23 protein-coding genes are annotated in these 24,507 nt (G+C 59.4%); 18 read left to right on the top strand and 5 right to left on the bottom strand.

All coding sequences use genetic code 11. The features are described from left to right. Window positions 1–51: 51 nt before the first annotated feature. Together ACTWLJ_RS13125 and ACTWLJ_RS13120 are read right to left on the bottom strand one after the other, a co-directional pair. Entirely contained in the window at window positions 52–2,157 is a 2,106-nt protein-coding gene (locus ACTWLJ_RS13125) for a molybdopterin oxidoreductase family protein (RefSeq protein ID WP_445181110.1), read from the bottom strand. A 137-nt stretch (window positions 2,158–2,294) separates the two neighbouring features. Continuing rightward, window positions 2,295–2,585: a hypothetical protein gene (locus ACTWLJ_RS13120; protein ID WP_445181109.1), complete on the bottom strand. Its 291-nt coding sequence runs from the start codon at window positions 2,583–2,585 to the stop codon at window positions 2,295–2,297. A gap of 402 nt (window positions 2,586–2,987) precedes the next feature. Here ACTWLJ_RS13120 and argF point away from each other — a divergent pair, with 402 nt between their 5' ends. Together argF and ACTWLJ_RS13110 are read left to right on the top strand one after the other, a co-directional pair. Next, window positions 2,988–3,908, top strand: a complete 921-nt coding sequence (gene argF / locus ACTWLJ_RS13115; protein WP_445181108.1) for an ornithine carbamoyltransferase — start codon at window positions 2,988–2,990, stop codon at window positions 3,906–3,908. Next, window positions 3,905–5,014 (top strand): ABC transporter ATP-binding protein, encoded by a 1,110-nt coding sequence (locus ACTWLJ_RS13110; RefSeq protein WP_445181107.1) that lies wholly within the window; start codon window positions 3,905–3,907, stop codon window positions 5,012–5,014. Before argF ends, ACTWLJ_RS13110 begins: the two co-directional genes overlap by 4 nt. A gap of 116 nt (window positions 5,015–5,130) precedes the next feature. Here ACTWLJ_RS13110 and ACTWLJ_RS13105 read toward each other — a convergent pair whose 3' ends face one another. Continuing rightward, window positions 5,131–5,916, bottom strand: coding sequence for a PhzF family phenazine biosynthesis protein (locus ACTWLJ_RS13105; RefSeq protein ID WP_445181106.1), 786 nt, complete (start codon window positions 5,914–5,916; stop codon window positions 5,131–5,133). 95 nt (window positions 5,917–6,011) lie between these two features. Then, window positions 6,012–6,482: a Cys-tRNA(Pro) deacylase gene (ybaK, locus tag ACTWLJ_RS13100; RefSeq protein WP_445181105.1), complete on the bottom strand. Its 471-nt coding sequence runs from the start codon at window positions 6,480–6,482 to the stop codon at window positions 6,012–6,014. 361 nt (window positions 6,483–6,843) lie between these two features. Between ybaK and ACTWLJ_RS13095 the strand changes: the two genes are divergently transcribed. The 13 genes from ACTWLJ_RS13095 to ACTWLJ_RS13035 all read left to right on the top strand — a co-directional run bounded on the left by ACTWLJ_RS13095 (window position 6,844) and on the right by ACTWLJ_RS13035 (window position 20,458). Further along, window positions 6,844–7,695 carry an MIP/aquaporin family protein gene (locus tag ACTWLJ_RS13095; RefSeq protein WP_445181104.1) on the top strand — a complete coding sequence of 284 codons (852 nt, stop codon included), beginning with the start codon at window positions 6,844–6,846 and terminating at the stop codon, window positions 7,693–7,695. Window positions 7,696–7,773: 78 nt separating this feature from the next. Further along, on the top strand, window positions 7,774–9,276 hold the full coding sequence (gene glpK, locus ACTWLJ_RS13090) for a glycerol kinase GlpK (RefSeq protein WP_401215047.1): 1,503 nt from the start codon (window positions 7,774–7,776) through the stop codon (window positions 9,274–9,276). A 95-nt stretch (window positions 9,277–9,371) separates the two neighbouring features. After that, a complete protein-coding gene (locus tag ACTWLJ_RS13085) occupies window positions 9,372–10,127 on the top strand; it encodes a DeoR/GlpR family transcriptional regulator (RefSeq protein WP_007916700.1) in 756 nt (251 codons plus the stop codon). Window positions 10,128–10,445: 318 nt separating this feature from the next. Then, window positions 10,446–11,984, top strand: a complete 1,539-nt coding sequence (gene glpD / locus ACTWLJ_RS13080) for a glycerol-3-phosphate dehydrogenase (protein WP_445181103.1) — start codon at window positions 10,446–10,448, stop codon at window positions 11,982–11,984. 430 nt (window positions 11,985–12,414) lie between these two features. Next, complete coding sequence (locus tag ACTWLJ_RS13075; protein ID WP_401215042.1) at window positions 12,415–13,341, top strand: glutamate/aspartate ABC transporter substrate-binding protein; 927 nt, start codon at window positions 12,415–12,417, stop codon at window positions 13,339–13,341. 195 nt (window positions 13,342–13,536) lie between these two features. Beyond that, window positions 13,537–14,283: an amino acid ABC transporter permease gene (locus ACTWLJ_RS13070; protein WP_445181102.1), complete on the top strand. Its 747-nt coding sequence runs from the start codon at window positions 13,537–13,539 to the stop codon at window positions 14,281–14,283. Further along, window positions 14,283–14,954, top strand: a complete 672-nt coding sequence (locus ACTWLJ_RS13065; RefSeq protein ID WP_445181101.1) for an amino acid ABC transporter permease — start codon at window positions 14,283–14,285, stop codon at window positions 14,952–14,954. The genes ACTWLJ_RS13070 and ACTWLJ_RS13065 overlap by 1 nt, the downstream gene beginning before the upstream one ends. Further along, window positions 14,951–15,685 (top strand): amino acid ABC transporter ATP-binding protein, encoded by a 735-nt coding sequence (locus tag ACTWLJ_RS13060; RefSeq protein WP_049709764.1) that lies wholly within the window; start codon window positions 14,951–14,953, stop codon window positions 15,683–15,685. The genes ACTWLJ_RS13065 and ACTWLJ_RS13060 overlap by 4 nt, the downstream gene beginning before the upstream one ends. Before the next feature lie 202 nt (window positions 15,686–15,887). Continuing rightward, window positions 15,888–17,789, top strand: coding sequence for a sensor histidine kinase (locus ACTWLJ_RS13055; protein ID WP_445181100.1), 1,902 nt, complete (start codon window positions 15,888–15,890; stop codon window positions 17,787–17,789). Then, window positions 17,786–19,114 carry a sigma-54-dependent transcriptional regulator gene (locus ACTWLJ_RS13050; RefSeq protein WP_445181099.1) on the top strand — a complete coding sequence of 443 codons (1,329 nt, stop codon included), beginning with the start codon at window positions 17,786–17,788 and terminating at the stop codon, window positions 19,112–19,114. Before ACTWLJ_RS13055 ends, ACTWLJ_RS13050 begins: the two co-directional genes overlap by 4 nt. A 20-nt stretch (window positions 19,115–19,134) precedes the next feature. Beyond that, entirely contained in the window at window positions 19,135–19,464 is a 330-nt protein-coding gene (locus ACTWLJ_RS13045) for a GlpM family protein (RefSeq protein WP_401215081.1), read from the top strand. A gap of 204 nt (window positions 19,465–19,668) precedes the next feature. After that, a complete protein-coding gene (locus ACTWLJ_RS13040; RefSeq protein ID WP_445181098.1) occupies window positions 19,669–20,043 on the top strand; it encodes a transporter in 375 nt (124 codons plus the stop codon). A gap of 31 nt (window positions 20,044–20,074) precedes the next feature. Next, window positions 20,075–20,458, top strand: a complete 384-nt coding sequence (locus ACTWLJ_RS13035) for a transporter (protein ID WP_445181097.1) — start codon at window positions 20,075–20,077, stop codon at window positions 20,456–20,458. 25 nt (window positions 20,459–20,483) lie between these two features. Here ACTWLJ_RS13035 and ACTWLJ_RS13030 read toward each other — a convergent pair whose 3' ends face one another. After that, on the bottom strand, window positions 20,484–21,245 hold the full coding sequence (locus tag ACTWLJ_RS13030) for a MipA/OmpV family protein (RefSeq protein WP_445181096.1): 762 nt from the start codon (window positions 21,243–21,245) through the stop codon (window positions 20,484–20,486). A gap of 230 nt (window positions 21,246–21,475) precedes the next feature. Between ACTWLJ_RS13030 and ACTWLJ_RS13025 the strand changes: the two genes are divergently transcribed. Genes ACTWLJ_RS13025 through ACTWLJ_RS13015 form a run of 3 tightly spaced genes read left to right on the top strand, consistent with a single transcriptional unit; the run spans window position 21,476 to window position 24,448 of the window. Beyond that, window positions 21,476–22,186, top strand: a complete 711-nt coding sequence (locus tag ACTWLJ_RS13025; protein WP_401215025.1) for an HAD-IB family phosphatase — start codon at window positions 21,476–21,478, stop codon at window positions 22,184–22,186. Further along, window positions 22,179–23,573, top strand: a complete 1,395-nt coding sequence (locus tag ACTWLJ_RS13020) for an aspartate aminotransferase family protein (RefSeq protein WP_401215023.1) — start codon at window positions 22,179–22,181, stop codon at window positions 23,571–23,573. The genes ACTWLJ_RS13025 and ACTWLJ_RS13020 overlap by 8 nt, the downstream gene beginning before the upstream one ends. Beyond that, window positions 23,570–24,448: an alpha/beta hydrolase gene (locus tag ACTWLJ_RS13015; protein WP_445181095.1), complete on the top strand. Its 879-nt coding sequence runs from the start codon at window positions 23,570–23,572 to the stop codon at window positions 24,446–24,448. The genes ACTWLJ_RS13020 and ACTWLJ_RS13015 overlap by 4 nt, the downstream gene beginning before the upstream one ends. Window positions 24,449–24,507 lie beyond the last annotated feature (59 nt).

Genomic DNA, 24,507 nt, shown 5'->3' with positions numbered 1-24,507 from the left:
GCATTGTAACGGAATCCCGAGCGCCATGCTCGGTCTCCCCGACAGACTCGTTCAAGCCGCTGCCACGGTCACCGGCACGCCATTCAACGCCGCGTTGCCTGACAACTCGTCGAGCTGGCATTCATCGGTCAAATCATTGGCACTGGAGCCAGGCTGACCGCTGGCAATCGTCATCTGCACCCCCGGCCGTGCATGACCCCAACCGTGCGGCAGGCTGACCACGCCTTTCATCATGTCCAGACTGCCAAGCACTTCGACTTCGATCTGCCCCACCCGCGAGCTGACGCGCACCAACTGCCCATCGCTGAGGCCACGGCTGGCGAGATCCTCCGGGTGCATCAGCAATTGATGGCGCGGCTTGCCCTTCACCAGTCGATGAAAGTTGTGCATCCACGAGTTATTGCTGCGCACATGCCGACGTCCGATCATCAACAACTCATCGACGGCTGGCGCCTGCAACGCGGCAAACCGCGCAAGATCGGCAAGGATCGCCGGTGGCGCGGCCTGCACCTGCTGATCCGCCGTTTTCAGGCGTGGCGCCAGATTCGGCTTCAGCGCGCCCAGATCAATCCCGTGCGGATGATCGAACAAGGTCGCCAGCGACAGCTTGTGCTCCGATGCATCGCCGTACAGGCCCATGCGCAAGCCCATGTCGATCATCTTCGCTGGCGGCATGGTCGGTTTCAGTTCTTTATCAGTCTTCAACGCGAAGGCCTTGGCCAGGCCGACGAAAATCTCCCAATCGTGCAGAGCCCCCTCAGGCTTGGCGAGGATTGCCCGATTGAAGCGGGTGACGTTGCGCACAGCGAACAGGTTGAAAGTGGTGTCGTAGTGATCGTTTTCCAGCGCCGACGTCGACGGCAGAATCAAATCCGCGTAGCGCGTGGTTTCGTTGATGTAGAGGTCGACGCTGACCATAAACTCCAGACCGTCCAGCGCCTGCTCCAGTTGCCGCCCGTTAGGCGTGGACAGTACGGGGTTGCCGGCGACGGTGATCAACGCACGAATCTGCCCTTCGCCGGGCGTCAGCATCTCTTCGGCCAATGCCGAGACGGGCAACTCGCCCGCATACTCCGGACGCCCGGAAACACGGCTTTGCCAACGATTGAAATGCCCGCCCGAAGTGGTCGCCACCAGATCCACTGCCGGCTCGGTGCACAGCGCACCGCCAACGCGATCCAGATTGCCCGTGACCAGATTGATCAACTGCACCACCCAATGGCACAGCGTGCCGAAGGCCTGGGTCGAAACACCCATCCGTCCATAACAGACCGCACTCGGCGCGGCGGCAAAGTCTCGGGCCAACTGGCGGATCTGCTCGGCCGGCACTGCGCACAGAGGGCTCATGGCCTCAGCAGTGAACGTCGCCACCGCCGCTCGCACCTCGTCCAGACCGTTGACCGGCAAATGGCTGTCGCGAGTCAGGCCTTCGCTGAACAAGGTATTGAGCAGACCAAACAACAGCGCCGCATCGCCACCGGGACGCACGAACAGATGCTGATCGGCCATTGCCGCCGTCTCGCTGCGCCGAGGATCGACCACCACCACTTTCCCACCCCGGGCCTGAATCGCTTTAAGGCGCTTTTCGACATCCGGCACGGTCATGATGCTGCCGTTCGACGCCAGCGGATTGCCGCCGAGGATTAGCATGAAATCGGTGTGATCGATGTCCGGGATCGGCAGCAGCAGGCCGTGGCCGTACATCAAATGGCTGGTCAGGTGATGCGGCAGTTGATCGACCGAAGTCGCGGAATAGCGATTGCGGGTTTTCAGCAAGCCGAGAAAGTAATTACTGTGGGTCATCAGCCCGTAGTTATGCACGCTCGGGTTGCCCTGATAAACCGCCACGGCGTTCTGCCCATGACGCTCCTGGATCGCCGCCAGACGCTCGGCCACCAGCGCGAAAGCCTCGTCCCACTCGATGGGCAGCCATTCGCTGCCCACGCGGCGCATCGGTTGACGCAGGCGATCAGGGTCGTTCTGGATATCTTGCAGGGCCACAGCCTTGGGACAGATGTGGCCGCGACTGAAAGTGTCCTGTGCATCGCCCTTGATCGAGGTGATCGCAACGGCGCCATCGGTTTCGGTGGTCTCGATGGTCAGCCCGCAAATGGCTTCACACAGGTGGCAGGCGCGGTGATGGAGAGTCTTGGTCATGGCCAGTCTCTGTCTTGTTTTGGACGGGCCATGTCGTCGCCCGCGGAAACAAAACTATGGGGCCAGACCCGGTAGCGCGCCAGCGACGTTCGTCTTGTGAATCCGCAGCCATCAGGCGAGCCGATAGACCCTCAGCTTCAGCTTGACGGGAGCTGCGGCGGCGCTGCCAGCTGGATTTCCTGAATGGTTTCGATCTGCTCATGGGCAACGTGCACGCCCGTGAGCTCGCCGATCAGCCGCCAATGCTCATCGAGCCCGGCGCTGATGGTCGCCATGCGGTCGATCATGTGGCGACCTGCGGTCTTGACCACTTCATCGTCGCTGCGCAGCAACTCGAAGGACATCGAAGTCACCGAAGCGGTGAGATGGGTCAGCGAGCGGGCCGTGTGACCCAGTAATTCCATTAACAATTGTTCTTTCGATTCCATGCGGAGGCTTCCTGCGTCGCTCGAAAGTTATTTATAACTCAGCACTTTGCTTTAGCAAATGTTTCAGCAGGTCATCCGTCGAGCCGAATCAGTGGCTGCCCGGTCGGAAAGCGACGCTCTGCGCGCCATCCCCGGCGTGGCGGATTGCCAAGCCCCGCAGCGCCAGTGTACAAATGGGCCCGCTGTTACCGGGAAATCGACTGTAAAGACACGACTGCAACATCCCGCTGTCCATCCGAATCTTGCAAAAACCGTAGCCTATTGGAAAAACGCGACATTTAGTGTCAATATCGCGCCTCCCCCTATTTCGTCGCCACGTGCGGCTTACGCCGCAGGTCTCGCCCGTTGTTCCGTTAAACAAGGCTTTGAGCATCTGCGGTTTGTAGCAAAAGGTAGTCAATGATGAGCGCAAGGCACTTTCTCTCCCTGATGGATTGCACGCCCGAAGAGCTGGTCAGCGTGATCCGTCGAGGCGTTGAGCTCAAGGACCTGCGTAACCGCGGCGTACTGTTCGAGCCTCTGAAAAACCGCGTCCTGGGGATGATCTTCGAGAAGTCCTCGACCCGTACCCGGATTTCCTTCGAGGCCGGCATGATCCAGCTCGGCGGTCAGGCGATCTTTCTTTCGCCACGCGACACCCAACTGGGCCGTGGCGAGCCGATCGGCGACGCCGCCATCGTCATGTCGAGCATGCTCGATGCGGTGATGATCCGTACCTTTTCCCACAGCACCCTGACCGAATTCGCTGCCAACTCGCGTGTGCCACTGATCAACGGCTTGTCCGATGATTTGCACCCGTGCCAGTTGCTGGCCGACATGCAGACATTCCTTGAGCATCGCGGCTCGATTCAGGGCAAGACCGTGGCCTGGATCGGCGACGGCAACAATATGTGCAACAGTTATATAGAAGCGGCGATCCAGTTCGACTTCCAGTTGCGCATCGCCTGCCCGCAAGGCTACGAGCCAAACGCCGGGTTCGTGGCCAAGGCCGGTGATCGTGTGACCATCGTCCGCGATCCGCAGGACGCCGTGCGCGGTGCACATCTGGTCAGCACCGACGTCTGGACTTCCATGGGTCAGGAAGAGGAAACTGCCAAGCGTCTGAAGTTGTTCGCCCCGTTCCAGGTCAACCGTGCCCTGCTCGACCTCGCTGCCGAGGACGTGCTGTTCATGCACTGCCTGCCTGCGCACCGTGGCGAAGAAATCAGCCTCGACCTGCTTGATGACCCGCGCTCTGTCGCCTGGGATCAGGCAGAAAACCGTCTCCACGCACAGAAGGCCCTGCTCGAGTTCCTCGTCGAACCGGCATATCACCACGCATGAGTCATGAATTACTGCTGAACCTGCGCAACCTCGCTTGCGGCTATCAAGATCAACGTGTGGTGCAGAACCTCAATCTGCACCTCAACGCCGGTGACATCGGTTGCCTGCTCGGCTCCTCCGGTTGCGGCAAGACTACAACCCTGCGCGCCATCGCCGGTTTCGAACCGGTGCACGAAGGGGAAATCCAGCTCGGTGGCGAAACCATCTCCAGCGCCGGTTTCACCCTCGCTCCGGAAAAACGCCGGATCGGCATGGTGTTTCAGGACTACGCACTGTTCCCGCACCTGAGCGTTGCGGACAATATCGCCTTCGGTATTCGCAAGCATCCGCACAAGGATCGCGTGACCGAAGAACTGCTGGAACTGGTCAACCTCAAAGGCCTCGGCAAGCGCTTCCCGCACGAGTTGTCCGGTGGTCAGCAACAACGTGTTGCCCTCGCCCGCGCCTTGGCGCCCGAGCCGCAACTGCTGCTGCTCGACGAACCCTTCTCCAACCTTGATGGCGAACTGCGGCGCAAGCTCAGCCATGAAGTGCGCGACATCCTCAAGGCCCGTGGCACCAGCGCGATTCTGGTGACCCACGACCAGGAAGAAGCCTTCGCCGTCAGCGATCACGTTGGCGTGTTCAAGGAAGGTCGACTGGAGCAGTGGGACACGCCGTACAACCTCTACCACGAGCCGGCAACGCCGTTTGTTGCCAGCTTCATCGGTCAGGGTTATTTCATTCGCGGTCAGCTCGGCAGTCCGGAATCGGTGCAGACCGAACTCGGTGAACTGCGTGGCAATCGTGCCTACACCTGGCCGATTGGCGGTGCGGTGGATGTGTTGCTGCGTCCGGATGACATTGTGTATGCGCCGGACAGTGCGCTGAAGGCGCGGATAGTCGGCAAGACGTTCCTGGGCGCATCGACGTTGTATCGTCTGCAACTGCCAACCGGTGCGCAACTTGAGTCGATCTTCCCGAGCCATGCAGACCATCAGATCGGTGCGGATGTGGGGATTCGGGTGGCGGCGGAACATCTGGTGTTGTTCCAGGCTTCCGGCAGCACGGCGGCGCATATTCCGCCAGTGGAAAACGGCGTACGCCGATTCAGCGCCGCGCTCTGATCGACATAAAAACCTGTGGGAGCGAGCTTGCTCGCGAAAGCGGCGTCTCAGTCAACGATGATGGCGACTGATTCACCGCATTCGCGAGCAAGCTCGCTCCCACAGTTGGTTCTGGGTTATAAGCCAAGAACTAGTGTGCCACTCGCAACGAGGGTCGCATTCCCGCCAATCTTCACCCGATCACCCTCCAGCCGACAGAACAACTCCCCGCCCCGCTGCGAACGCTGATAAGCGCTCAGGCTGGTTTTGTCCAAGCGTTTCGCCCAGTACGGAATCAGGCTGCAATGCGCCGAACCAGTAACCGCGTCTTCGTTGATACCAATGGCGGGAGCAAAAAAGCGTGAGACAAAATCATGCTGATTGCCCTGTGCAGTGATGATGACACCCGGCCAAGGCAGCTTGGCCAGCGCGACCATGTCCGGCTTGCAGTCGAGCACTGCTTGCTCGGATTCCAGCACCACGAACAACTTGTTGGCCCCCAGTATCTCCACCGCCCGCACACCCAGCGCGCGTTCGATATCCGGGGTCATGTCGATTGCCGCAGGCTCCATCGCCGGGAAATCCAGCCACAAGCGCGCGCCTTCACGAGTGACACTCAACGGGCCGGACTTGCAGATGAAGTCCAGACGCTCGGTGGCTTCTTTGTAGATTTCGAACAGCACGTAAGCGCTGGCCAGCGTCGCATGCCCGCACAGCGGCACTTCGGTGGCCGGGGTGAACCAGCGGATATGCCAGACCGATCCCTCACGTACCAGAAACGCGGTTTCCGCCAGATTGTGTTCGGCGGCGATTTTCTGCATCAACTCATCGGCCAGCCAGGCGTCGAGCCGATAGACAATCGCCGGGTTACCACTGAATGGCCGATCACTGAACGCGTCGACCTGATGAAACTCAAGCTGCATAACCTTCTCCCCTGGTTCGTCGGCAGAGCATGCAGCGCTGACTTGATCACCGCCAGTGACAGAACCGCTGAATTTTCGTCATACAGCTCAGATGGTCAGGCACGCCCGATGTCGGCGAACTGTGCATGAGTGTGCTCAGCCAACACTGTGGGAGCCAATTCGACTTCCAGCCCTCGTCGGCCGGCACTGACATAAATAGTGGCAAAAGCCTGGGCCGAGTTATCGATGAAAGTACGCAGACGCTTCTTCTGCCCCAACGGGCTGATGCCACCCAACAAATAACCGGTGGACCGTTGCGCGGCGGCCGGGTCGGCCATTTCGACTTTCTTTACGCCAGCGGCGTGCGCCAGTCCTTTGAGGTCAAGCGTTCCGACGACCGGCACCACCGCCACCAGTAATTCGCCCTTCTCGCTCGCTGCCAACAGCGTCTTGAACACCTGAGCGGGCGCCAGTCCCAGTTTTTCCGCGGCCTCCAGACCGTATGACGCAGCCTTGGGGTCATGTTCGTAACTGTGCACGCGATGTTCGGCACGAACTTTTTTCAACAAGTCCAACGCAGGGGTCATGGCAGCTCCAGGCTCGGCAATGGCAGAAAATCCTGCGCCGGATTCTAGGCGATCCGACCCTAAAAGGCTCTATTACGGCCCATGATTCCGCGGGTTTACCGGTTTTTCAATACAGCGCGGGAAACATCTGAAGTGAGGTCATTCACGCGACTGATAGTTCTATTGTGACTGATGGTTCACTTTCGACCTTTGACAGGTTTGTTTCTTGTCTATATTTTTTCGAATCTGAATAATGTAAGAATTATCCTTACAGCAGCACCCAGCAGTAAACCGGGAACAGAATGGGGATTCTGCCCCGGCGAAAATCGCGCCTTGCCCTGAAGGCAAAAGCGTCAGACAACAACAAAAACCGAGGTTTTCAATGACAACTGCTTTACAACAACCATCGCTATCCAGCCAATGCATGGCTGAGTTCCTGGGTACTGCACTCCTGATCTTTTTCGGCACTGGCTGTGTCGCTGCGCTCAAAGTCGCGGGCGCCAGCTTCGGTCTGTGGGAAATCAGCATCATCTGGGGCGTCGGCGTGAGCATGGCGATCTACTTGACCGCCGGGGTTTCCGGCGCACACCTGAACCCTGCCGTGAGCATCGCCTTGAGCATTTTCGCTGACTTCGAAAAGCGCAAACTGCCGTTCTATATCCTTTCGCAGATTGCCGGCGCCTTCTGCGGCGCGCTGCTGGTTTACACGCTGTACAGCAACCTGTTCTTCGATTTCGAACAAACTCACCACATGGTTCGTGGCTCGGCTGCCAGCCTTGAGTTGGCCTCGGTGTTCTCGACGTTCCCGAATCCAGTGCTGTCGACCGCCCAGGCCTTCTTGGTCGAGATGATCATCACCGCGATTCTGATGGGCGTGATCATGGCTCTGACCGACGACAACAACGGCTTGCCGAAAGGCCCGATGGCACCGCTGCTGATCGGTTTGCTGATTGCCGTGATCGGCAGTTCGATGGGCCCGCTGACCGGTTTCGCGATGAACCCGGCGCGTGACTTCGGTCCGAAGCTGATGACTTTCTTCACAGGCTGGGGTGAAATTTCCTTCACCGGTGGCCGCGACATTCCGTATTTCCTGATTCCGATTTTTGCACCGATTGTCGGTGCCTGCCTCGGCGCTGCCGGGTATCGCGGGCTTATCGCCCGTCACCTGACCGGCGCCACACCTGCTACAAAGGATGCAGAACCGGCCATTGACGGCAAACCAAGAACTTCTTGAAACAGTCGGCGCGGGCTCCTGCCCACTTCGAGCCCGCGCCACGGCCCACTCTCCCTTATTTCGTCCAAGGCAATCGACATGACCGACATTCAGAATAAGAACTACATCATTGCCCTTGATCAGGGTACGACCAGCTCCCGCGCGATCATTTTCGACCGCGACGCGAACGTGGTCTGCACCGCACAACGCGAATTTGCCCAGCATTACCCGCAAGCCGGTTGGGTCGAACACGATCCGATGGAAATCTTCGCCACCCAGAGCGCGGTGATGGTTGAAGCACTGGCCCAGGCCGGTCTGCATCACGATCAGGTTGCCGCCATTGGTATCACCAACCAGCGTGAAACCACCGTGGTCTGGGACAAGACCACCGGTCGCCCGGTCTACAACGCGATCGTCTGGCAGTGCCGCCGCAGCACCGAGATCTGCCAGCAGCTCAAGCGCGACGGTCACGAGCAATACATCAGCGACACCACCGGCCTGGTCACCGACCCGTACTTCTCCGGCACCAAACTGAAGTGGATTCTCGACAACGTCGAAGGCAGCCGCGAACGTGCGCGCAACGGCGAACTGCTGTTCGGCACCGTTGATAGCTGGCTGATCTGGAAATTCACTGGCGGCAAGGTGCACGTCACCGACTACACCAACGCCTCGCGCACCATGCTCTTCAACATCCACTCGCTGGAGTGGGACGCGAAGATGCTGGAGATCCTCGATATCCCGCGCGAAATGCTCCCTGAAGTGAAAGCCTCCTCGGAAATCTATGGCCACACCAAGAGCGGCATCGCCATCGGCGGTATCGCCGGTGACCAGCAGGCCGCGCTGTTCGGCCAGATGTGCGTTGAGCCGGGCCAGGCAAAAAACACCTACGGCACTGGCTGCTTCCTGCTGATGAACACCGGCGACAAAGCAGTGAAATCCCAACACGGCATGCTCACCACTATCGCTTGCGGCCCACGCGGCGAAGTGGCTTACGCATTGGAAGGCGCGGTATTCAACGGCGGTTCGACCGTGCAGTGGTTGCGTGATGAGCTGAAAATCATCAACGACGCCCATGACACCGAATACTTCGCCAACAAGGTCAAGGACAGCAACGGCGTGTACCTGGTGCCGGCATTTACCGGTCTGGGCGCGCCGTACTGGGACCCGTATGCCCGTGGCGCTCTGTTCGGCCTGACTCGCGGCGTGCGCGTGGATCACATCATTCGCGCCGCGCTGGAATCGATCGCCTACCAGACCCGTGACGTGCTCGACGCCATGCAGCAGGACTCCGGCGAACGCCTCAAAGCCCTGCGCGTAGACGGCGGCGCAGTGGCCAACAACTTCCTGATGCAATTCCAGGCCGACATCCTCGGCACCCAGGTCGAGCGCCCGCAAATGCGCGAAACCACCGCCCTCGGCGCAGCGTACCTGGCCGGTCTGGCGTGCGGTTTCTGGGGCAGCCTGGATGAACTGCGTGGCAAGGCAGTGATCGAGCGCGAGTTCGAACCGAGCCTGGATGAAGTCGAGAAAGAGAAGCTCTATAAAGGCTGGAAAAAAGCCGTCAGCCGTACCCGTGACTGGGCGCGTGAGGACGCTGAATAAGCCAGTCTGAGGACTGACTAAGGCTGGAAACTGGTAGGGAGCGGATTCCTGCGGCATCATGGGCAAATTTTGCACGGCAGCCCAAAGGAAGCCCCATGAATCTGCCTCCCCGTCAGCAGCAAATCCTCGAGCTGGTCCGCGAACGCGGCTATGTGAGCATCGAGGAAATGGCTACGCTGTTCGTCGTTACCCCGCAAACCATCCGCCGCGATATCAATCAGCTCGCGGAAGCCAATCTGTTGCGTCGCTACCATGGCGGCGCGGCCTATGATTCCAGCGTCGAAAACACTGCCTATGCGATGCGCGCCGATCAGATGCGCGATGAAAAGCAACGCATTGGTGAAGCCATCGCCGCCCAGATCCCCGATCACGCCTCGCTGTTCATCAATATCGGTACCACCACCGAATCGATTGCCCGCGCCCTGCTCAATCACAACCATCTGAAAATCATCACCAACAACCTGCACGTCGCCTCGATGCTCAGCGCCAAGGATGACTTCGATGTCCTGCTGACTGGCGGCAATGTGCGTCGTGACGGCGGCGTGGTCGGTCAGGCGAGCGTGGACTTCATCAATCAGTTCAAGGTCGATTTCGCGCTGGTCGGTATCAGCGGCATCGACGAGGACGGCAGCCTGCTCGACTTCGATTATCAGGAAGTGCGAGTGTCGCAGGCGATCATCGCCAATGCGCGGCAGGTGATTCTGGCGGCGGACTCGAGCAAGTTCGGGCGTAACGCGATGATCAGGCTTGGGCCGATCAGCCTGATTGATTGCCTGGTGACTGATCAGCAGCCGGTGCCGGCGCTGGCGCAATTGCTGAGCCAGCACAAGATTCGTCTGGAAGTCGTTTAACCGGAAGATCCCCTGTGGCGAGGGGATTTATCCCCGTTCGGCTGCGCAGCAGTCGTAAAATCATGACTCGTGGTGTATCAGGTACACGCCGATGACTGTTTTTGGGGCTGCTTCGCAACCCGACGGGGATAAATCCCCTCGCCACAAAGAGCATCCCCCGCCTCAGTAATGTTCGAAAATTTTCCTTTAACCGCCCTTCGATGAGTTTTTTCAATCGAACGCGACTGGCTGTGCGCGTCTTTATGGGCTACCATTTTCGCAAATGAACATTCATGTTCGATTTCCAATATGAAAATCAAAAGAGCCCGAGGCCAGCCGATGCCCACTTCTACCTTGCCTACGCCCCCTCTCTCCGAGGTCTACGATGTCGCCGTGATCGGTGGCGGGATCAATGGCGTGGGGATCGCAGCAGATGCCGCCGGTCGCGGCCTCTCGGTGTTCCTTTGCGAAAAGGATGACCTCGCCAGCCACACCTCGTCAGCCAGCAGCAAGCTGATTCACGGTGGTCTGCGCTATCTCGAACATTACGAATTCCGTCTGGTGCGTGAAGCACTGGCCGAGCGTGAAGTGCTGCTGGCCAAGGCGCCGCACATCGTCAAGCCGATGCGCTTTGTGCTGCCGCACCGTCCGCACCTGCGCCCGGCGTGGATGATCCGTGCCGGCCTGTTCCTTTATGACAACCTCGGCAAGCGCGAAAAACTCGCTGGCTCACGGAGTCTGAAGTTCGGTGCCGACAGCGCGCTGAAAAGCGAAATCAAGAAAGGCTTCGAATACTCCGACTGCTGGGTCGATGATGCCCGCCTCGTGGTGCTCAACGCCATGGCCGCCCGTGAAAAAGGCGCCCACGTTCACACTCAGACCCGTTGCGTCAGCGCTCGTCGCGCCAAAGGCCTGTGGCATCTGAACCTCGAACGCGCCGACGGCAGCCTGTTTTCGATCACCGCCAAAGCGCTGGTGAACGCCGCTGGCCCGTGGGTCGCCAAGTTCATTCGTGATGACCTGAAGATGGAATCGCCGTACGGCATCCGTCTGATTCAGGGCAGCCACATCATCGTGCCGAAGCTGTATGAAGGCGATCACGCGCATATCCTGCAAAACGAAGATCAGCGCATCGTCTTCACTATTCCGTACCTGAACCACTTCACCCTGATCGGCACCACCGACCGTGAGTACACCGGTGATCCGGCGAAAGTGGCAATCACCGAGGGCGAAACCGATTACCTGCTGAAAGTGGTCAACGCGCACTTCAAGAAGCAGATCAGCCGCGACGAAATCCAGCACAGCTACTCGGGCGTGCGTCCGCTGTGCAATGACGAGTCCGACAACCCATCCGCCGTGACCCGCGATTACACCCTCGCGCTGTCTGGCGGCGGTGAAGAAGCGCCGCTGCTGTCGGTGTTCGGCGGCAAGCTGACCACCTACCGCAAACTCGCCGAGTCGGCGATGGCGCAACTGATGCCGTACTTTACCCAGATGCGTCCGAGCTGGACCGCCAGCGCTACCCTGCCCGGCGGCGAAGACATGACCACGCCGCAGGCCTTGAGCGCATTGATCCGCGACAAGTTCGACTTCGTGCCGACCGAGATCGCTCGCCGCTGGTCCACCACCTACGGCAGCCGCACCTGGCGCATGCTCGAAGGTGTGGAAACCCTGAATGACATGGGCGAACACCTCGGCGGCGGGCTCTACACCCGTGAAGTCGATTACCTGTGCAGCGAAGAATGGGCCACCACGGCGCACGACATTTTGTGGCGCCGCAGCAAACTGGGCTTGTTCACTACCCCACCAGAGCAGGAAAAACTGGCCGCGTATCTGGGCAAGGTCGAGCAGAACCGCAGCAAGATTGAAGCAGCCTGACTTTTACACTGGCTAAACGAAAGCCCCTGAATTTGACGATTCAGGGGCTTTTTCATTTGCCGGCCACACGACTGTCCCTTGTAGGAGTGAGCCTGCTCGCGATAGCGCCAGGTCAGACAAATCATTGGTGACTGATGTACCGCCATCGCGAGCAGGCTCACTCCTACAGGTTTCACTATTCGGTTTTCCGAACGCGACCCAGCGGTCAATTCGGTAAACCGGATCAGTTAAGCGCAAAAACACCGCAACAAAATCTTAATCTCCTTACAAATCAACACTTTGAATGTATGCCACTGGTATGGCACGACTCATGCTCTACACTCTCTCGACGAATGCCTGCCGTGCCAACACTTCAGGAGCCGTCAGGCATTCGAAGCACAAAAGGGCCGACGAACTGGCTCCATAAAAAAAACAATTCGAGGAAAATTTGATGCGCATCGTTCCCCATATTTTGGGCGCAGCTATCGCTGCTGCTCTGATCAGCACTCCAGTTTTCGCCGCCGAACTCACCGGCACCCTGAAGAAAATCAACGACTCCGGCACCATCACCCTGGGCCACCGCGACAGCTCCATTCCGTTTTCCTACATCGCGGACGCTTCGGGCAAACCAGTGGGCTACTCCCACGACATTCAGCTGGCCATCGTTGAAGCCCTGAAAAAAGACCTGAACAAACCTGATCTGCAGGCCAAGTACAACCTGGTCACCTCGCAGACCCGTATCCCGCTGGTGCAGAACGGCACCGTGGACATCGAGTGCGGCTCCACCACCAACAACGCCGAACGCGCGCAGCAAGTTGATTTCACCGTCAACATGTTCGAAATCGGCACCCGCCTGCTGGTCAAGAAAGACAAGGACGGCAACCCGTCCTACAAAGACTTCGCCGACCTGAAAGGCAAAAACGTCGTGACCACCGCTGGCACCACGTCCGAGCGCATCATCAAAGCGATGAACGCCGACAAGCAAATGGGCATGAACGTCATCTCCGCCAAAGACCACGGCGAATCCTTCCAGATGCTGGAAAGCGGCCGCGCCGTTGCGTTCATGATGGACGACGCCCTGCTGGCCGGTGAAGAAGCCAAGGCCAAGAAGCCAAATGACTGGATCATTACCGGTACTCCACAGTCCTTTGAAGCCTACGCCTGCATGGTTCGCAAAGACGACCCGGCCTTCAAGAAAGCCGTGGATGACGCCATTGTCGGCCTGTACAAATCTGGCGAGATCAACAAGATCTACGACAAGTGGTTCACCCAGCCGATCCCGCCAAAAAACCTCAACCTGAACTTCAAGATGAGCGAACAGGTCAAGAAACTGATCGAGAACCCGAGCGACAAGCCGGCTCCGGACGTAAAGATCTAAATTCTGACTAACCTTATCTCCTGAGGGAGCCAACCCTCCCTCAGGCGTCTGTTACTACCTGCTGGCTTCACTTTTGGAACACTCGACCTGGCGGTTTCCGAGCCGATCGCGTGTGCCTGACGTTCAACGTCGGGTGGGAAAGGACTTTCCCCAAGCGGGTGCTTGTACATCGATCGATTTCGAGGGGAGACCCTAATGAATTACAACTGGGACTGGGGCGTGTTCTTCAAGTCCACCGGCGTGGGCAGCGAGACTTATCTCGACTGGTACATCTCCGGTTTGGGCTGGACCATCGCCATCGCTGTCGTGGCATGGATCGTCGCCTTGTTGCTGGGCTCCGTTCTGGGGGTCATGCGCACGGTGCCAAACCGTCTCGTATCGGGCATCGCGACCTGCTACGTGGAACTGTTTCGCAACGTACCGCTGCTGGTGCAACTGTTCATCTGGTACTTCCTGATTCCGGACATGCTGCCGCAGAACCTGCAGGACTGGTACAAACAAGACCTCAACCCGACCACCTCGGCCTACCTGAGCGTTGTCGTGTGTCTGGGCCTGTTCACCGCTGCCCGTGTCTGCGAACAAGTACGCACCGGCATCCAGGCGCTGCCGCGCGGCCAGGAATCCGCCGCTCGTGCGATGGGCTTCAAGCTGCCGCAGATCTACTGGAACGTGCTGCTGCCCCAGGCCTACCGGATCATCATTCCGCCGCTTACCTCGGAATTCCTCAACGTCTTCAAGAACTCCTCCGTGGCGTCCCTGATCGGCCTGATGGAATTGCTGGCGCAAACCAAACAGACCGCCGAATTCTCGGCCAACCTGTTTGAAGCCTTCACCCTGGCCACGCTGATCTACTTCACCCTGAACATGAGCCTGATGTTGCTGATGCGCCTGGTCGAGAAGAAAGTCGCAGTGCCCGGCCTGATCTCCGTGGGGGGTAAATAATGGAATTCGATTTCAGCGGCATCATCCCCGCCATCCCGGGTCTGTGGAACGGCATGGTCATGACCTTGCAGTTGATGGTCATGGGCGTGGTCGGCGGGATCATCATCGGTACGATCCTGGCGCTGATGCGTCTGTCGTCCAGCAAATTGCTGTCCCGTGTGGCCGGCGCCTATGTGAACTACTTCCGCTCGATCCCGCTGCTGCTGGTGATCACCTGGTTCTACCTGGCGGTGCCGTTCGTATTGCGCTGGATCACCGGCGAAGATACGCCGATCGGTGCGTTCACCTCCTGCGTCGTGGCCTTCATGATGTTCGAAGCCGCGTACTTCTGCGAAATCGTCCGGGCCGGCGTGCAGTCGATCCCCAAGGGCCAGATGGCCGCCGCGCAAGCGATGGGCATGACTTACGGCCAGACCATGCGTCTGATCATCCTGCCCCAGGCGTTCCGCAAGATGACCCCGTTGCTGCTGCAACAGTCGATCATCCTGTTCCAGGACACCTCGCTGGTTTACACCGTGGGCCTGGTGGATTTCCTCAACTCCGCCCGCTCCAATGGCGACATCATCGGCCGCTCCAATGAGTTCCTGATCTTCGCCGGCGTCGTCTACTTCATCATCAGCTTTTCCGCCTCGCTGCTGGTCAAGCGTCTGCAAAAAAGGTTTGCCGTATGATCTCTATCAAGAACATCAACAAGTGGTATGGCGACTTCCAGGTGCTGACTGATTGCAGCACCGACGTCAAAAAAGGCGAAGTGATCGTGGTCTGCGGCCCGTCGGGCTCGGGCAAATCGACGCTGATCAAGTGCGTCAACGCGCTGGAGCCGTTCCAGAAAGGCGACATCGTCGTCGACGGCACCTCGATTGCCGACCCGAAGACCAACCTGCCGAAACTGCGTTCGCGCGTCGGCATGGTGTTCCAGCATTTCGAACTGTTTCCGCACCTGACCATCACCGAAAACCTGACCATCGCGCAGATCAAGGTATTGGGTCGCAGCAAGGAAGAGGCGACCAAGAAAGGTCTGCAACTGCTGGAGCGCGTCGGTCTGTCGGCCCACGCACACAAGCATCCGGGGCAACTGTCCGGTGGTCAGCAACAGCGTGTGGCAATTGCCCGTGCGCTGGCGATGGACCCGATCGTCATGCTGTTCGACGAACCGACTTCGGCGCTCGACCCGGAGATGGTCAACGAAGTGCTCGACGTGATGGTGCAACTGGCCCACGAAGGCATGACCATGATGTGCGTGACCCACGAAATGGGCTTCGCCCGTAAAGTGGCTGACCGCGTGATCTTCATGGACGCCGGCAAGATCATCGAAGACTGCCCGAAAGAAGAGTTCTTCGGCGACATCAGCGCCCGCTCCGAACGTGCGCAGCATTTCCTCGAGAAAATCCTGCAGCACTAAAAGCTACACACTGAACTCTGTGGCGAGGGGATTTATCCCCGCTGGGTTGCGAAGCAGCCCCGAGCATTTCAACGTCGAACCGCATTCAATGGTTTGACGACTGCTTCGCAGCCGAACGGGGATAAATCCCCTCGCCACAAGTCCACCTCCACACCAACGGTGATTCACAAACAAGTGTTGTGGTTGACCCAAGGCATCTGTGATGAAATGCGACCCCAATCTCTATCGCGCCGCGCCGCCATCACTTGCCGTGAAGCCCCGTCTGATCCGTCATTTGTTCCTGCCGCCACTGATCATCGCCCTGATGATCGGATTGGGTTATGTCGGCTTCTGGACCAGTGAACACTTCGGTATCCGCAATCTCGGCGAAAACGGCCAGCGTCAGCTTGAACTGAATGCCCGAGCCGTCGAAAGCGAGATCAGCAAATACACCTACCTGCCCAGCCTGCTCGAACTCGAAACCAGTGTGCCGCAGTTGCTGGCCGAGCCGAGCCCGGAACACCGGCAAACGGTCAACGCCTATCTCGAAGGCCTGAACCGGCGCAGCCGCAGTCGGGCTATCTACGTGATGGACACCACCGGCCGCGTAATGGCCACCAGCAACTGGCGCGATGTCGACAGCTATCTGGGTGAAGACCTGTCCTTCCGTGCCTACTTTCAGAAAGCCGTGCGCGGCGAGCCCGGGCGTTTCTACGGGATCGGCAGCACCAACGGCGAACCCGGTTACTACCTGGCCCACGGCCTCGAAGAACACGGCAAGATCATCGGCGTCGCGGTGGTCAAAGTCCGCCTCGAAGCCATGGAAGAACGCTGGCAACGCGCACGTCTGGAAGCCTTTGTCAGCGACGAAAACGGCATCATCATTCTCTCCAGCGATCCGGCCCGGCGCCTCAAGTCCGTGGTTCCGCTGAGCGAAGACACCAAGGAAAAACTTGCCCGCAGCCTGCAGTACTACTGGTTCCCGCTCAACGAACTGCAACCGCTGGCCCGGGAAACCCTGTCCGAAGGCGTGGAGAAACTCACCTTCCCGGCCAACAGTGAACTGGCCTCCGATGACGAGAGCATCAGTTATCTGGCGCAGACTCGCCCCTTGAGCGACACGCCATGGAACTTCACTCTGCTCACGCCCTTACAGGACCTGCGCCGCGAAGCGATCAATCAGGGGATTCTGGTGGCCGTCGCTTTTGCCTTTGTGGCCTTCCTGCTGATCGCCTGGAACGAGCGGCGCAAAGTCATCGCCACCCGCCTCGCCGCCCGCGAAGCCTTGCAGGAAGCCAACAATCAACTGGAGCGTCGGATTACCGAACGCACCACCGATCTGCGCGCCAGCAACGAACGACTCAAGAGTCAGATCCGCGAACGCCGGCAGGCCGAAGAAACCCTGCGCCGCGCCCAGGATGAACTGGTGCAGGCCGGCAAACTCGCGGCCATCGGCCAGATGTCGACCAGCATCGCCCATGAATTGAACCAGCCACTGGCGGCGATGCGCACCTTGTCTGGCAATACCGTGCGCTTCCTTGAGCGCGGCCAGCTAGACATCGCCAGCACCAACCTCAAGACCATCAATGACCTGATCGACCGCATGGGCCGGATCACCGCCAGCCTGCGCTCGTTCGCCCGTCGCGGTGATAACCAGGGCCAGGCCAGTCTCGGCAAAGCCGTGGATGCTGCATTGCAACTGCTTGGCGCGCGCGTGGAAAACACCTCACTGCAACTGCATCGCCAGTTCATCGATGTGCAAGTGCAGATCGACCAGACCCGCCTCGAACAGATTCTGGTCAACCTGATCGGTAACGCTCTCGATGCCATGCAGGCGCAACCGTTGCCCGAGTTATGGCTGGAAGGTGAAGAATTCAACGGCAAATATCGCTTGCGGGTGCGCGACAACGGCCACGGCGTCGACGTCGAGGCGCGCAAGCATTTGTTCGAACCGTTCTTCACCACCAAACCCGGCGAACAGGGCCTGGGCCTCGGCCTGACTCTGTCCGCCAGTCTGGCGGCAGCCACCGGCGGGCATCTGGGTGTTGAACACCCGGCCAGCGGTGGCACCACCTTCGTCCTCAGTTTACCGTTGGTAAGCCCTACACCTGCCGAGCCAATATGAATCACGACCTTAGTGTGCTGATCGTCGAAGACGATCCCCATGTGCTGCTCGGCTGCCAACAGGCGCTGACCCTCGAAGACATTCCCTGCATCGGCGTCGGCAGTGCCGAAGAAGCACTGGAGCGGGTCGGTGACAACTTTGCCGGAATCGTCATCAGCGACATTCGCCTGCCGGGCATCGATGGCCTGGAGTTGCTGACCCGGCTCAAGGATCGTGATCGCAGCCTGCCGGTGGTGCTGATCACCGGCCACGGCGATATCTCCATGGCGGTCGGCGCGATGCAGAAAGGCGCCTACGATTTCATGGAAAAACCGTTCTCGCCGGAACGTCTGGTCGATGTTGCGCGCCGTGCGCTGGAGCAACGCAGTCTCGCGCGCGAAGTCTCGTCGCTGCGCAGGCAACTGGCCGAACGCGATTCCCTTGAAGGGCGGATCATCGGCCGCTCACCAGCCATGCAGAATCTGCGTGAGCTGATTGCCAACGTCGCCGACACTTCGGCCAACGTGTTGATCGAAGGCGAAACCGGTACCGGCAAGGAACTGGTTGCCCGCTGCCTGCATGACTTCAGTCGCCGCCACAGCAAACAGTTCGTCGCGCTGAACTGCGGCGGTCTGCCGGAAAACCTCTTCGAAAGTGAAATCTTCGGTCACGAGGCCAACGCCTTCACCGGCGCCGGCAAGCGCCGCATCGGCAAGATCGAACACGCCGACAACGGCACGCTGTTCCTCGACGAAGTGGAAAGCATGCCGCTGCCGTTGCAGATCAAACTGCTGCGGGTGTTGCAGGAACGCACTCTCGAACGACTCGGTTCAAACCAGAGCGTGGCGGTGGATTGCCGGGTGATTGCCGCGACCAAATCCGACCTCGACGAGTCGAGCAAAGCGGGAGCATTCCGCAGCGATTTGTACTACCGCCTCAACGTGGTGACTCTGGAGCTGCCGCCGCTGCGCGAACGTCGCGAAGACATCCTGCAACTGTTCGAGCACTTCACCCAGCAATCGGCCCTGCGCTTTGACCGCTCGTTGCCGGAGCTGGACAACCAGACCCTGTCGAGCCTGATGAGCCACGACTGGCCGGGCAACGTGCGCGAACTGCGCAACGTCGCCGAACGCTTCGCCCTCGGCTTGCCGGCGTTCAAGAAGTCGGGCGCCAGCAGTGGCGGCCAGGGCCTGGCCTTTGCCGAAGCGGTGGAAGCCTTCGAGCGCAACTTGCTCGTCGACGCCTTGCAACGCAGCGGCGGCAACCTGACCCAGGCCAGCCTGGAACTGGGTATGGCCAAGACCACGCTGTTCGACAAAGTGAAAAAGTACGGCTTGAGCCATTAAGCGAGAACCCTGTGGACCTGATTCTGAAAGCCGCACTCGGCGCAGCGGTGGTGGTGATCCTCGCCGCGCTGTCGAAAACCAGAAACTATTACATCGCCGGGCTGGTGCCGCTGTTTCCGACCTTCGCCCTGATCGCCCACTTCATCGTCGGCAAGACCCGCTCGGTGGATGATCTGAAGACCACCATCGTGTTTGGCATGTGGTCGATCATTCCGTATTTCATTTATCTGGCGACCTTGTACGTGATGGTCGACCGCATGCGGCTGGAGGCTTCACTGGCAGTGGCGACGGTCGCGTGGTTGATTGCCGCGACCGTGCTGGTCAGCGTCTGGGTGCGGATTCACGCCTGACTCCAGCGCTGGCCCGTCCCTTGCATTTGCCCTGAAAACCCTGCCCGGCTGGCCCTCATGATCGATGAGGCCGGTGTCTGGCAAGGGCTGCCAAGGGTGAATAGCGACCTTGAACATTTTAGATCTCAACCACAGTCTGACCGCTCAAAAGCCGATTGCACGGCTGCTCGATAACGGCCCGAAACTCCGGCGAGGGCTGTTTCCATGACCTTCACGGTGATTGTGCTGGTGGCCCTGTCCATTGTTCTGGATGTGATCGGCCAACTCTGTTTCAAACTCGGCCTGGATCGCCTGCCGCAACTTGAGGGCGACTTTCGCCTGCAAGCGTTCTGGGGGCAGGTATTCAATGCGCCTCTGTTGTGGTGCGGAATCGGTGCCTATGCAATCGAGTTTTTCGTCTGGATCGATGCACTGTCGCGCGCGCCGTTGAGCCTGTTGTTCCCGGCGGCAGCGCTGGCCTATTGCGGTGTGGTACTGGCGGGCAAACTGGTCCTCGGCGAAACCGTCAGCCGGCGACGCTGGCTGGGAACGCTGGTGATTACGGCGGGCGTCATGCTCGTGTGTGTCGGCCATGCGTGACACGGAACTGCTTCTCGACAGGAATCAATCCATGCACTGGTTACACGGACGCGTGGGCACGGTGGTGCTGTGGGCATTACTGATTGTTCTGGAAAGTGCCGGGCAGATCGCGACCAAGGTCGGCGGCGATCAGTTGGGGAATATGGACTTCACTCTTAAATGGCTACAAGACATCGTGGTGACACCCGGCGTGTGGTTCGCGATTGCCTGCTACATCGGGGCGTTTTTTGTCTGGATGCTGATCCTGCGGCGCAGCAGTCTGTCGCTGGCGTTTCCCCTGAGTTCACTGGTGTTCGTCGGTGTACTGCTGGGGTCGTGGCTGGGGCTCGGCGAGCAGATCAGTCTGCTGCACTGGGTTGGCGTGGCGGTGATCATGGCCGGCGTAGCATTGCTTGCCGAGGGTGAAGAGAACTGACGCTATGCGCCAGTTCCTGCATCGATCAGTCGAACTTGTAGGCAATGGCGGCCTGCACTTCGCCCTGATTGCTATCCCCCACCGCTTTGACAATGGAGCTGTCTGCCGCCGAGCGGGTCAGGTGAATCCAGCTCGCACTGGTGACCAGCGACCAGTGCCTGGCGAGGGGGAACTCGAAGCTCTGGGTCAGGGTCATGTTCTGCAAACCGCCGCCCGCGTTGTACGCGCGGAACCCGGATGCCTGGGACTCGCTGTCGCTGACGCCGAAGAACGTCTGCGTCGCCTGTGCATCGGCGAAATGTGCGGTCAGGTTGCTGCTGCCGATGACCCCGCCACCCAATGGATAACCGATCTCGCCGCCAACCCGCCCGAGCACGCCGCCCTGCCCGCTGCCACCGCCGACGGCCTGGCCGACCGAAGCAAACACCCGCCAGAAATCGGCCGGGGCGTACTGCACGAAACCGCCGACATCGGCCATGTCCGGTACATCGCGCAGCCCGCGCAACTCACCGTTTGCGGTACGCCCGGGCAGGTAATTGATGTACGGCCCGGCGCTGAAACCGTTGGTTTTCAGCGCGCTCCAGGTCAAGCCGTCGTCGGTGCTGAGGCTGACATCGCCCCAGTCCAGATCGAGATACGGAATCGGCCGCGTTTCGTAGCGGCTGCCGGTGGGATCGTGCGGCTGATAACTCAGCCCCACGCCCGCTTCGCCAGTAATGCCATCCGCCATCACGGTCCCTGAAAAGCAGGTCAGTGCGGTCAGTAACGCCAGTGTCTTCCTCTGCATGAGGTCATTCCTTTTCTGAACTTGCGCGCATCAATCCCCGGATACAGCCCTTGGCGCAAGCACTCATGTTGTTTGTAGCAAGCTACAAAAATTGTAGCTCCACTTATCGAAAAGCCTGCATCGACCCCGCCATTACTGGGCCTTAAGCATTTGGCACAGTCCCTGCTCTACCCCTTGCCAAGCGCAAACAGCGCGTCCTGACAACTGCACAGACCCAGCAGGTACCGCAGATGATTGACTGGCATATCGTGTGTGATTTCGACGGCACCATCACCCGCACCGACGTGATCGACAGCATCCTTGAACGCTTTGCCGACCCCAGTTGGGAAGTGATCGAAAATGAATGGCTGGAGGGCAAGATCGGTTCCCGTGAATGCCTCAGCCGTCAGCTTTCGCTGATCAAGGCCACGCCTTCGCAATTGCTCGAATTCTTCGACAGCGTCGACATTGACCCTGACTTTCCGGACTTCGTCGACCATGTGATCGGCCTCGGCGCTTCGCTGGAAGTGGTCAGCGACGGTATCGAGCAAGGCATCGCAAGGATACTGGCGCGCAACTACGTCACGCTCCTGCCGATCCTTGCCAACCGCCTGCGCCAGATCGACCACGACAAGTGGCGCATCGATTTCCCTTACGCCAGCGACGCCTGCCGCGCCGCCTCCGGCAACTGCAAATGCAAGTCCACGCCCAACAGCAAACGCGTGCTGGTGATCGGTGACGGCCAGTCCGACATGTGCGTGGCCGGCACCGCCGACTTCGTCTTCGCCAAGGATCGCCTTGCCGAGCATTGCGAACGCAACGGCATTCCCTACGCGCGTTTCGACAGCTTCGCCGAATTGCCGCAACTGCTGGCCCGACTGCCTCTGGCACCGGCAGCCAACGCGATCACTTTCAGCACCGAATCCACTTCTGAAGCACAGGAAACCCTGCACCATGTCTGATATCCGAATTGCGACAGCCGAAGACCAGGTCCTTCTGGAAAAAGAAGCCAAATATTGCTCCTACGGCGACACCGTTCACTACATCGAACCGCCGCGCATCTTCAGTCGCTGCGAAGGCTCGTACGTCTGGGACACCGAAGACCAGGCCTACCTCGACCTGCAAATGTGGTACTCGGCGGTCAACTTCGGTTACGCCAACCCGCGTCTGAACAATGCCCTGAAACAACAGATCGACACCCTGCCGCAGATTGCCAGCCAGTACCTGCACAAGGGCAAGATCGAGTTGTCGGAAATGATCGCGGTCGATGCCAAGAACAAGTTCGGCCTCGACGGTCGCGTGCATTTCAACGTCGGCGGTTCGCAGTCCATCGAGGACTCGCTGAAGGTCGTGCGTAACGCCACCAACGGCAAGAGCCTGATGTTCGCCTTCGAGGGCGGTTACCACGGTCGTACCCTCGGCGCCTCGTCGATCACCTCCAGCTACCGCTATCGCCGCCGCTACGGTCACTTCGGTGAGCGTGCGCAATTCATCCCGTTCCCGTATCACTTCCGCGGCCCGAAAGGCATGACCAAGGAAGAATACGGCAGCCATTGCGTGCAGCAATTCGCCCGCCTGTTCGAGACCGAATACAACGGCGTCTGGGACCCGAAAGTCGGCCAGAGCGAATACGCAGCGTTCTACGTCGAGCCGATCCAGGGCACCGGCGGTTACGTGATTCCGCCGATGAACTTCTACAGCGAACTCAAGCATGTGCTGGATCAGCACGGCATTCTGATGGTCGTCGATGAAATCCAGATGGGCTTCTACCGCACCGGCAAGCTGTGGTCGATCGAGCACTTCGACGTCAAACCCGATGTGATTGTCTTCGGCAAGGCGCTGACCAACGGCCTCAACCCTCTGGGCGGCATCTGGGCCCGCGAAGAGTTGATCAACCCGAAAATCTTCCCGCCAGGTTCGACCCACTCCACTTTCGCCTCCAACCCGTTGGGCACCGCCGTGGGTCTGGAAATGTTCAAGATGACCAGTGAAGTCGACTACGGCGCGATGGTCATGGCCAAGGGCAAATACTTCCTCGACGGTCTGCAGGACCTGAAGAAGCGTTACCCGATCATTGGCGATGTCGACGGTCTGGGCCTGGCGCTGCGCTGCGAGATCTGCACCGACGACGGTTTCACCCCGGACAAGGCCACCCTCGACTTCATGGTCGAAGAAGGCATGAAGGGCGACATCGAAATCGACGGCAAACGTCTGGGCCTGATCCTCGATGTGGGCGGTTACTACAAGAACGTCATCACCCTCGCGCCGTCGCTGGAAATCAGCTATCCGGAAATCGATCTGGGCCTGGCCCTGCTTGATCGTCTGCTGCATCGGGCGATGAAAAGATGATCGACTCTGAGATCGATATGGGCGAAGGCAACGCCGGTTTCGTTCTCGGCAGTGGCGAGGTCGCGGTGTTGTTGATCCACGGCCTCACCGGCACCCCGACGGAACTGCGTCGGGTGGCCGCGGGCCTGGCGAAAGCCGGGCACACGGTCTACGTGCCGACTCTGGCGGGACACTGCGGCGGCAATGCCGATTTGCAGGCGACTGGCTGGCGTGACTGGTACGAAAGCGCGCGCAACACCTTCGTCGGTGTGCGCCGCAAGCACCAGAAAGTCTACGTCGGTGGCTTGTCGATGGGCGCGGTGCTGTCGATGTATATGGCTGCCGAACACCCGGGACAGATCGAAGGCTTGCTGCTGTATTCGACCACCCTGCGCTATGACGGCTGGAGCATCAACAAACTGGCGTTTCTCACACCGTTGCTGATGAAGATTCCGTTCGGCGTGCACCTGTGCAGTTTCGAAGAGAAACCGCCTTACGGCATCAAGAATGAGCGTCTGCGCGCCATCGTCGAACGTCAGATGAAAGAAGGCCAAAGCAGTCAGGCCGGTTTGCTGACGATGGAAGGCGTCACCGTGCGCGAACTGCACCGGCTCAACGCCGTGGTGAAAAAACGCATGCCGTCGATCACCACGCCTGCGCTGGTGCTGCACTCCATCGAAGACGACATCACCAGTCGCTGGAATGCCGATTATGTCGAACGCAAACTCGGCGGGCCGGTGGTCAAGGTGTTGCTCGACGACTGCTATCACATGATCACCGTCGACTTGCAGTACCGCCGTGTCGTGGAGCTGAGCGCGGATTTCATCCAGCGAGGCATCGTGCAACAGCAACCGGGTTCCAGTGCGCTGCACGAGGAACATCACCAACTGGCTTGAGTGGTCACCGCGAGCAACTTTGCGGCACGGACTGAAATACGCGACTCGCCGACATAAGG

This window comes from Pseudomonas sp. McL0111, assembly GCF_052567255.1.
This window is presented reverse-complemented; position numbering and strand designations above follow the sequence as displayed.

Bases quoted from the DNA above. Each gene is read 5' to 3' on its own strand.
- ACTWLJ_RS13125 (WP_445181110.1), bottom strand. From the start codon at position 2,157: ATGACCAAGACTCTCCATCACCGCGCCTGCCACCTGTGTGAAGCCATT.
- ACTWLJ_RS13120 (WP_445181109.1), bottom strand. From the start codon at position 2,585: ATGGAATCGAAAGAACAATTGTTAATGGAATTACTGGGTCACACGGCC.
- argF (WP_445181108.1), top strand. From the start codon at position 2,988: ATGAGCGCAAGGCACTTTCTCTCCCTGATGGATTGCACGCCCGAAGAG.
- ACTWLJ_RS13110 (WP_445181107.1), top strand. From the start codon at position 3,905: ATGAGTCATGAATTACTGCTGAACCTGCGCAACCTCGCTTGCGGCTAT.
- ACTWLJ_RS13105 (WP_445181106.1), bottom strand. From the start codon at position 5,916: ATGCAGCTTGAGTTTCATCAGGTCGACGCGTTCAGTGATCGGCCATTC.
- ybaK (WP_445181105.1), bottom strand. From the start codon at position 6,482: ATGACCCCTGCGTTGGACTTGTTGAAAAAAGTTCGTGCCGAACATCGC.
- ACTWLJ_RS13095 (WP_445181104.1), top strand. From the start codon at position 6,844: ATGACAACTGCTTTACAACAACCATCGCTATCCAGCCAATGCATGGCT.
- glpK (WP_401215047.1), top strand. From the start codon at position 7,774: ATGACCGACATTCAGAATAAGAACTACATCATTGCCCTTGATCAGGGT.
- ACTWLJ_RS13085 (WP_007916700.1), top strand. From the start codon at position 9,372: ATGAATCTGCCTCCCCGTCAGCAGCAAATCCTCGAGCTGGTCCGCGAA.
- glpD (WP_445181103.1), top strand. From the start codon at position 10,446: ATGCCCACTTCTACCTTGCCTACGCCCCCTCTCTCCGAGGTCTACGAT.
- ACTWLJ_RS13075 (WP_401215042.1), top strand. From the start codon at position 12,415: ATGCGCATCGTTCCCCATATTTTGGGCGCAGCTATCGCTGCTGCTCTG.
- ACTWLJ_RS13070 (WP_445181102.1), top strand. From the start codon at position 13,537: ATGAATTACAACTGGGACTGGGGCGTGTTCTTCAAGTCCACCGGCGTG.
- ACTWLJ_RS13065 (WP_445181101.1), top strand. From the start codon at position 14,283: ATGGAATTCGATTTCAGCGGCATCATCCCCGCCATCCCGGGTCTGTGG.
- ACTWLJ_RS13060 (WP_049709764.1), top strand. From the start codon at position 14,951: ATGATCTCTATCAAGAACATCAACAAGTGGTATGGCGACTTCCAGGTG.
- ACTWLJ_RS13055 (WP_445181100.1), top strand. From the start codon at position 15,888: ATGAAATGCGACCCCAATCTCTATCGCGCCGCGCCGCCATCACTTGCC.
- ACTWLJ_RS13050 (WP_445181099.1), top strand. From the start codon at position 17,786: ATGAATCACGACCTTAGTGTGCTGATCGTCGAAGACGATCCCCATGTG.
- ACTWLJ_RS13040 (WP_445181098.1), top strand. From the start codon at position 19,669: ATGACCTTCACGGTGATTGTGCTGGTGGCCCTGTCCATTGTTCTGGAT.
- ACTWLJ_RS13035 (WP_445181097.1), top strand. From the start codon at position 20,075: ATGCACTGGTTACACGGACGCGTGGGCACGGTGGTGCTGTGGGCATTA.
- ACTWLJ_RS13030 (WP_445181096.1), bottom strand. From the start codon at position 21,245: ATGCAGAGGAAGACACTGGCGTTACTGACCGCACTGACCTGCTTTTCA.
- ACTWLJ_RS13025 (WP_401215025.1), top strand. From the start codon at position 21,476: ATGATTGACTGGCATATCGTGTGTGATTTCGACGGCACCATCACCCGC.
- ACTWLJ_RS13020 (WP_401215023.1), top strand. From the start codon at position 22,179: ATGTCTGATATCCGAATTGCGACAGCCGAAGACCAGGTCCTTCTGGAA.
- ACTWLJ_RS13015 (WP_445181095.1), top strand. From the start codon at position 23,570: ATGATCGACTCTGAGATCGATATGGGCGAAGGCAACGCCGGTTTCGTT.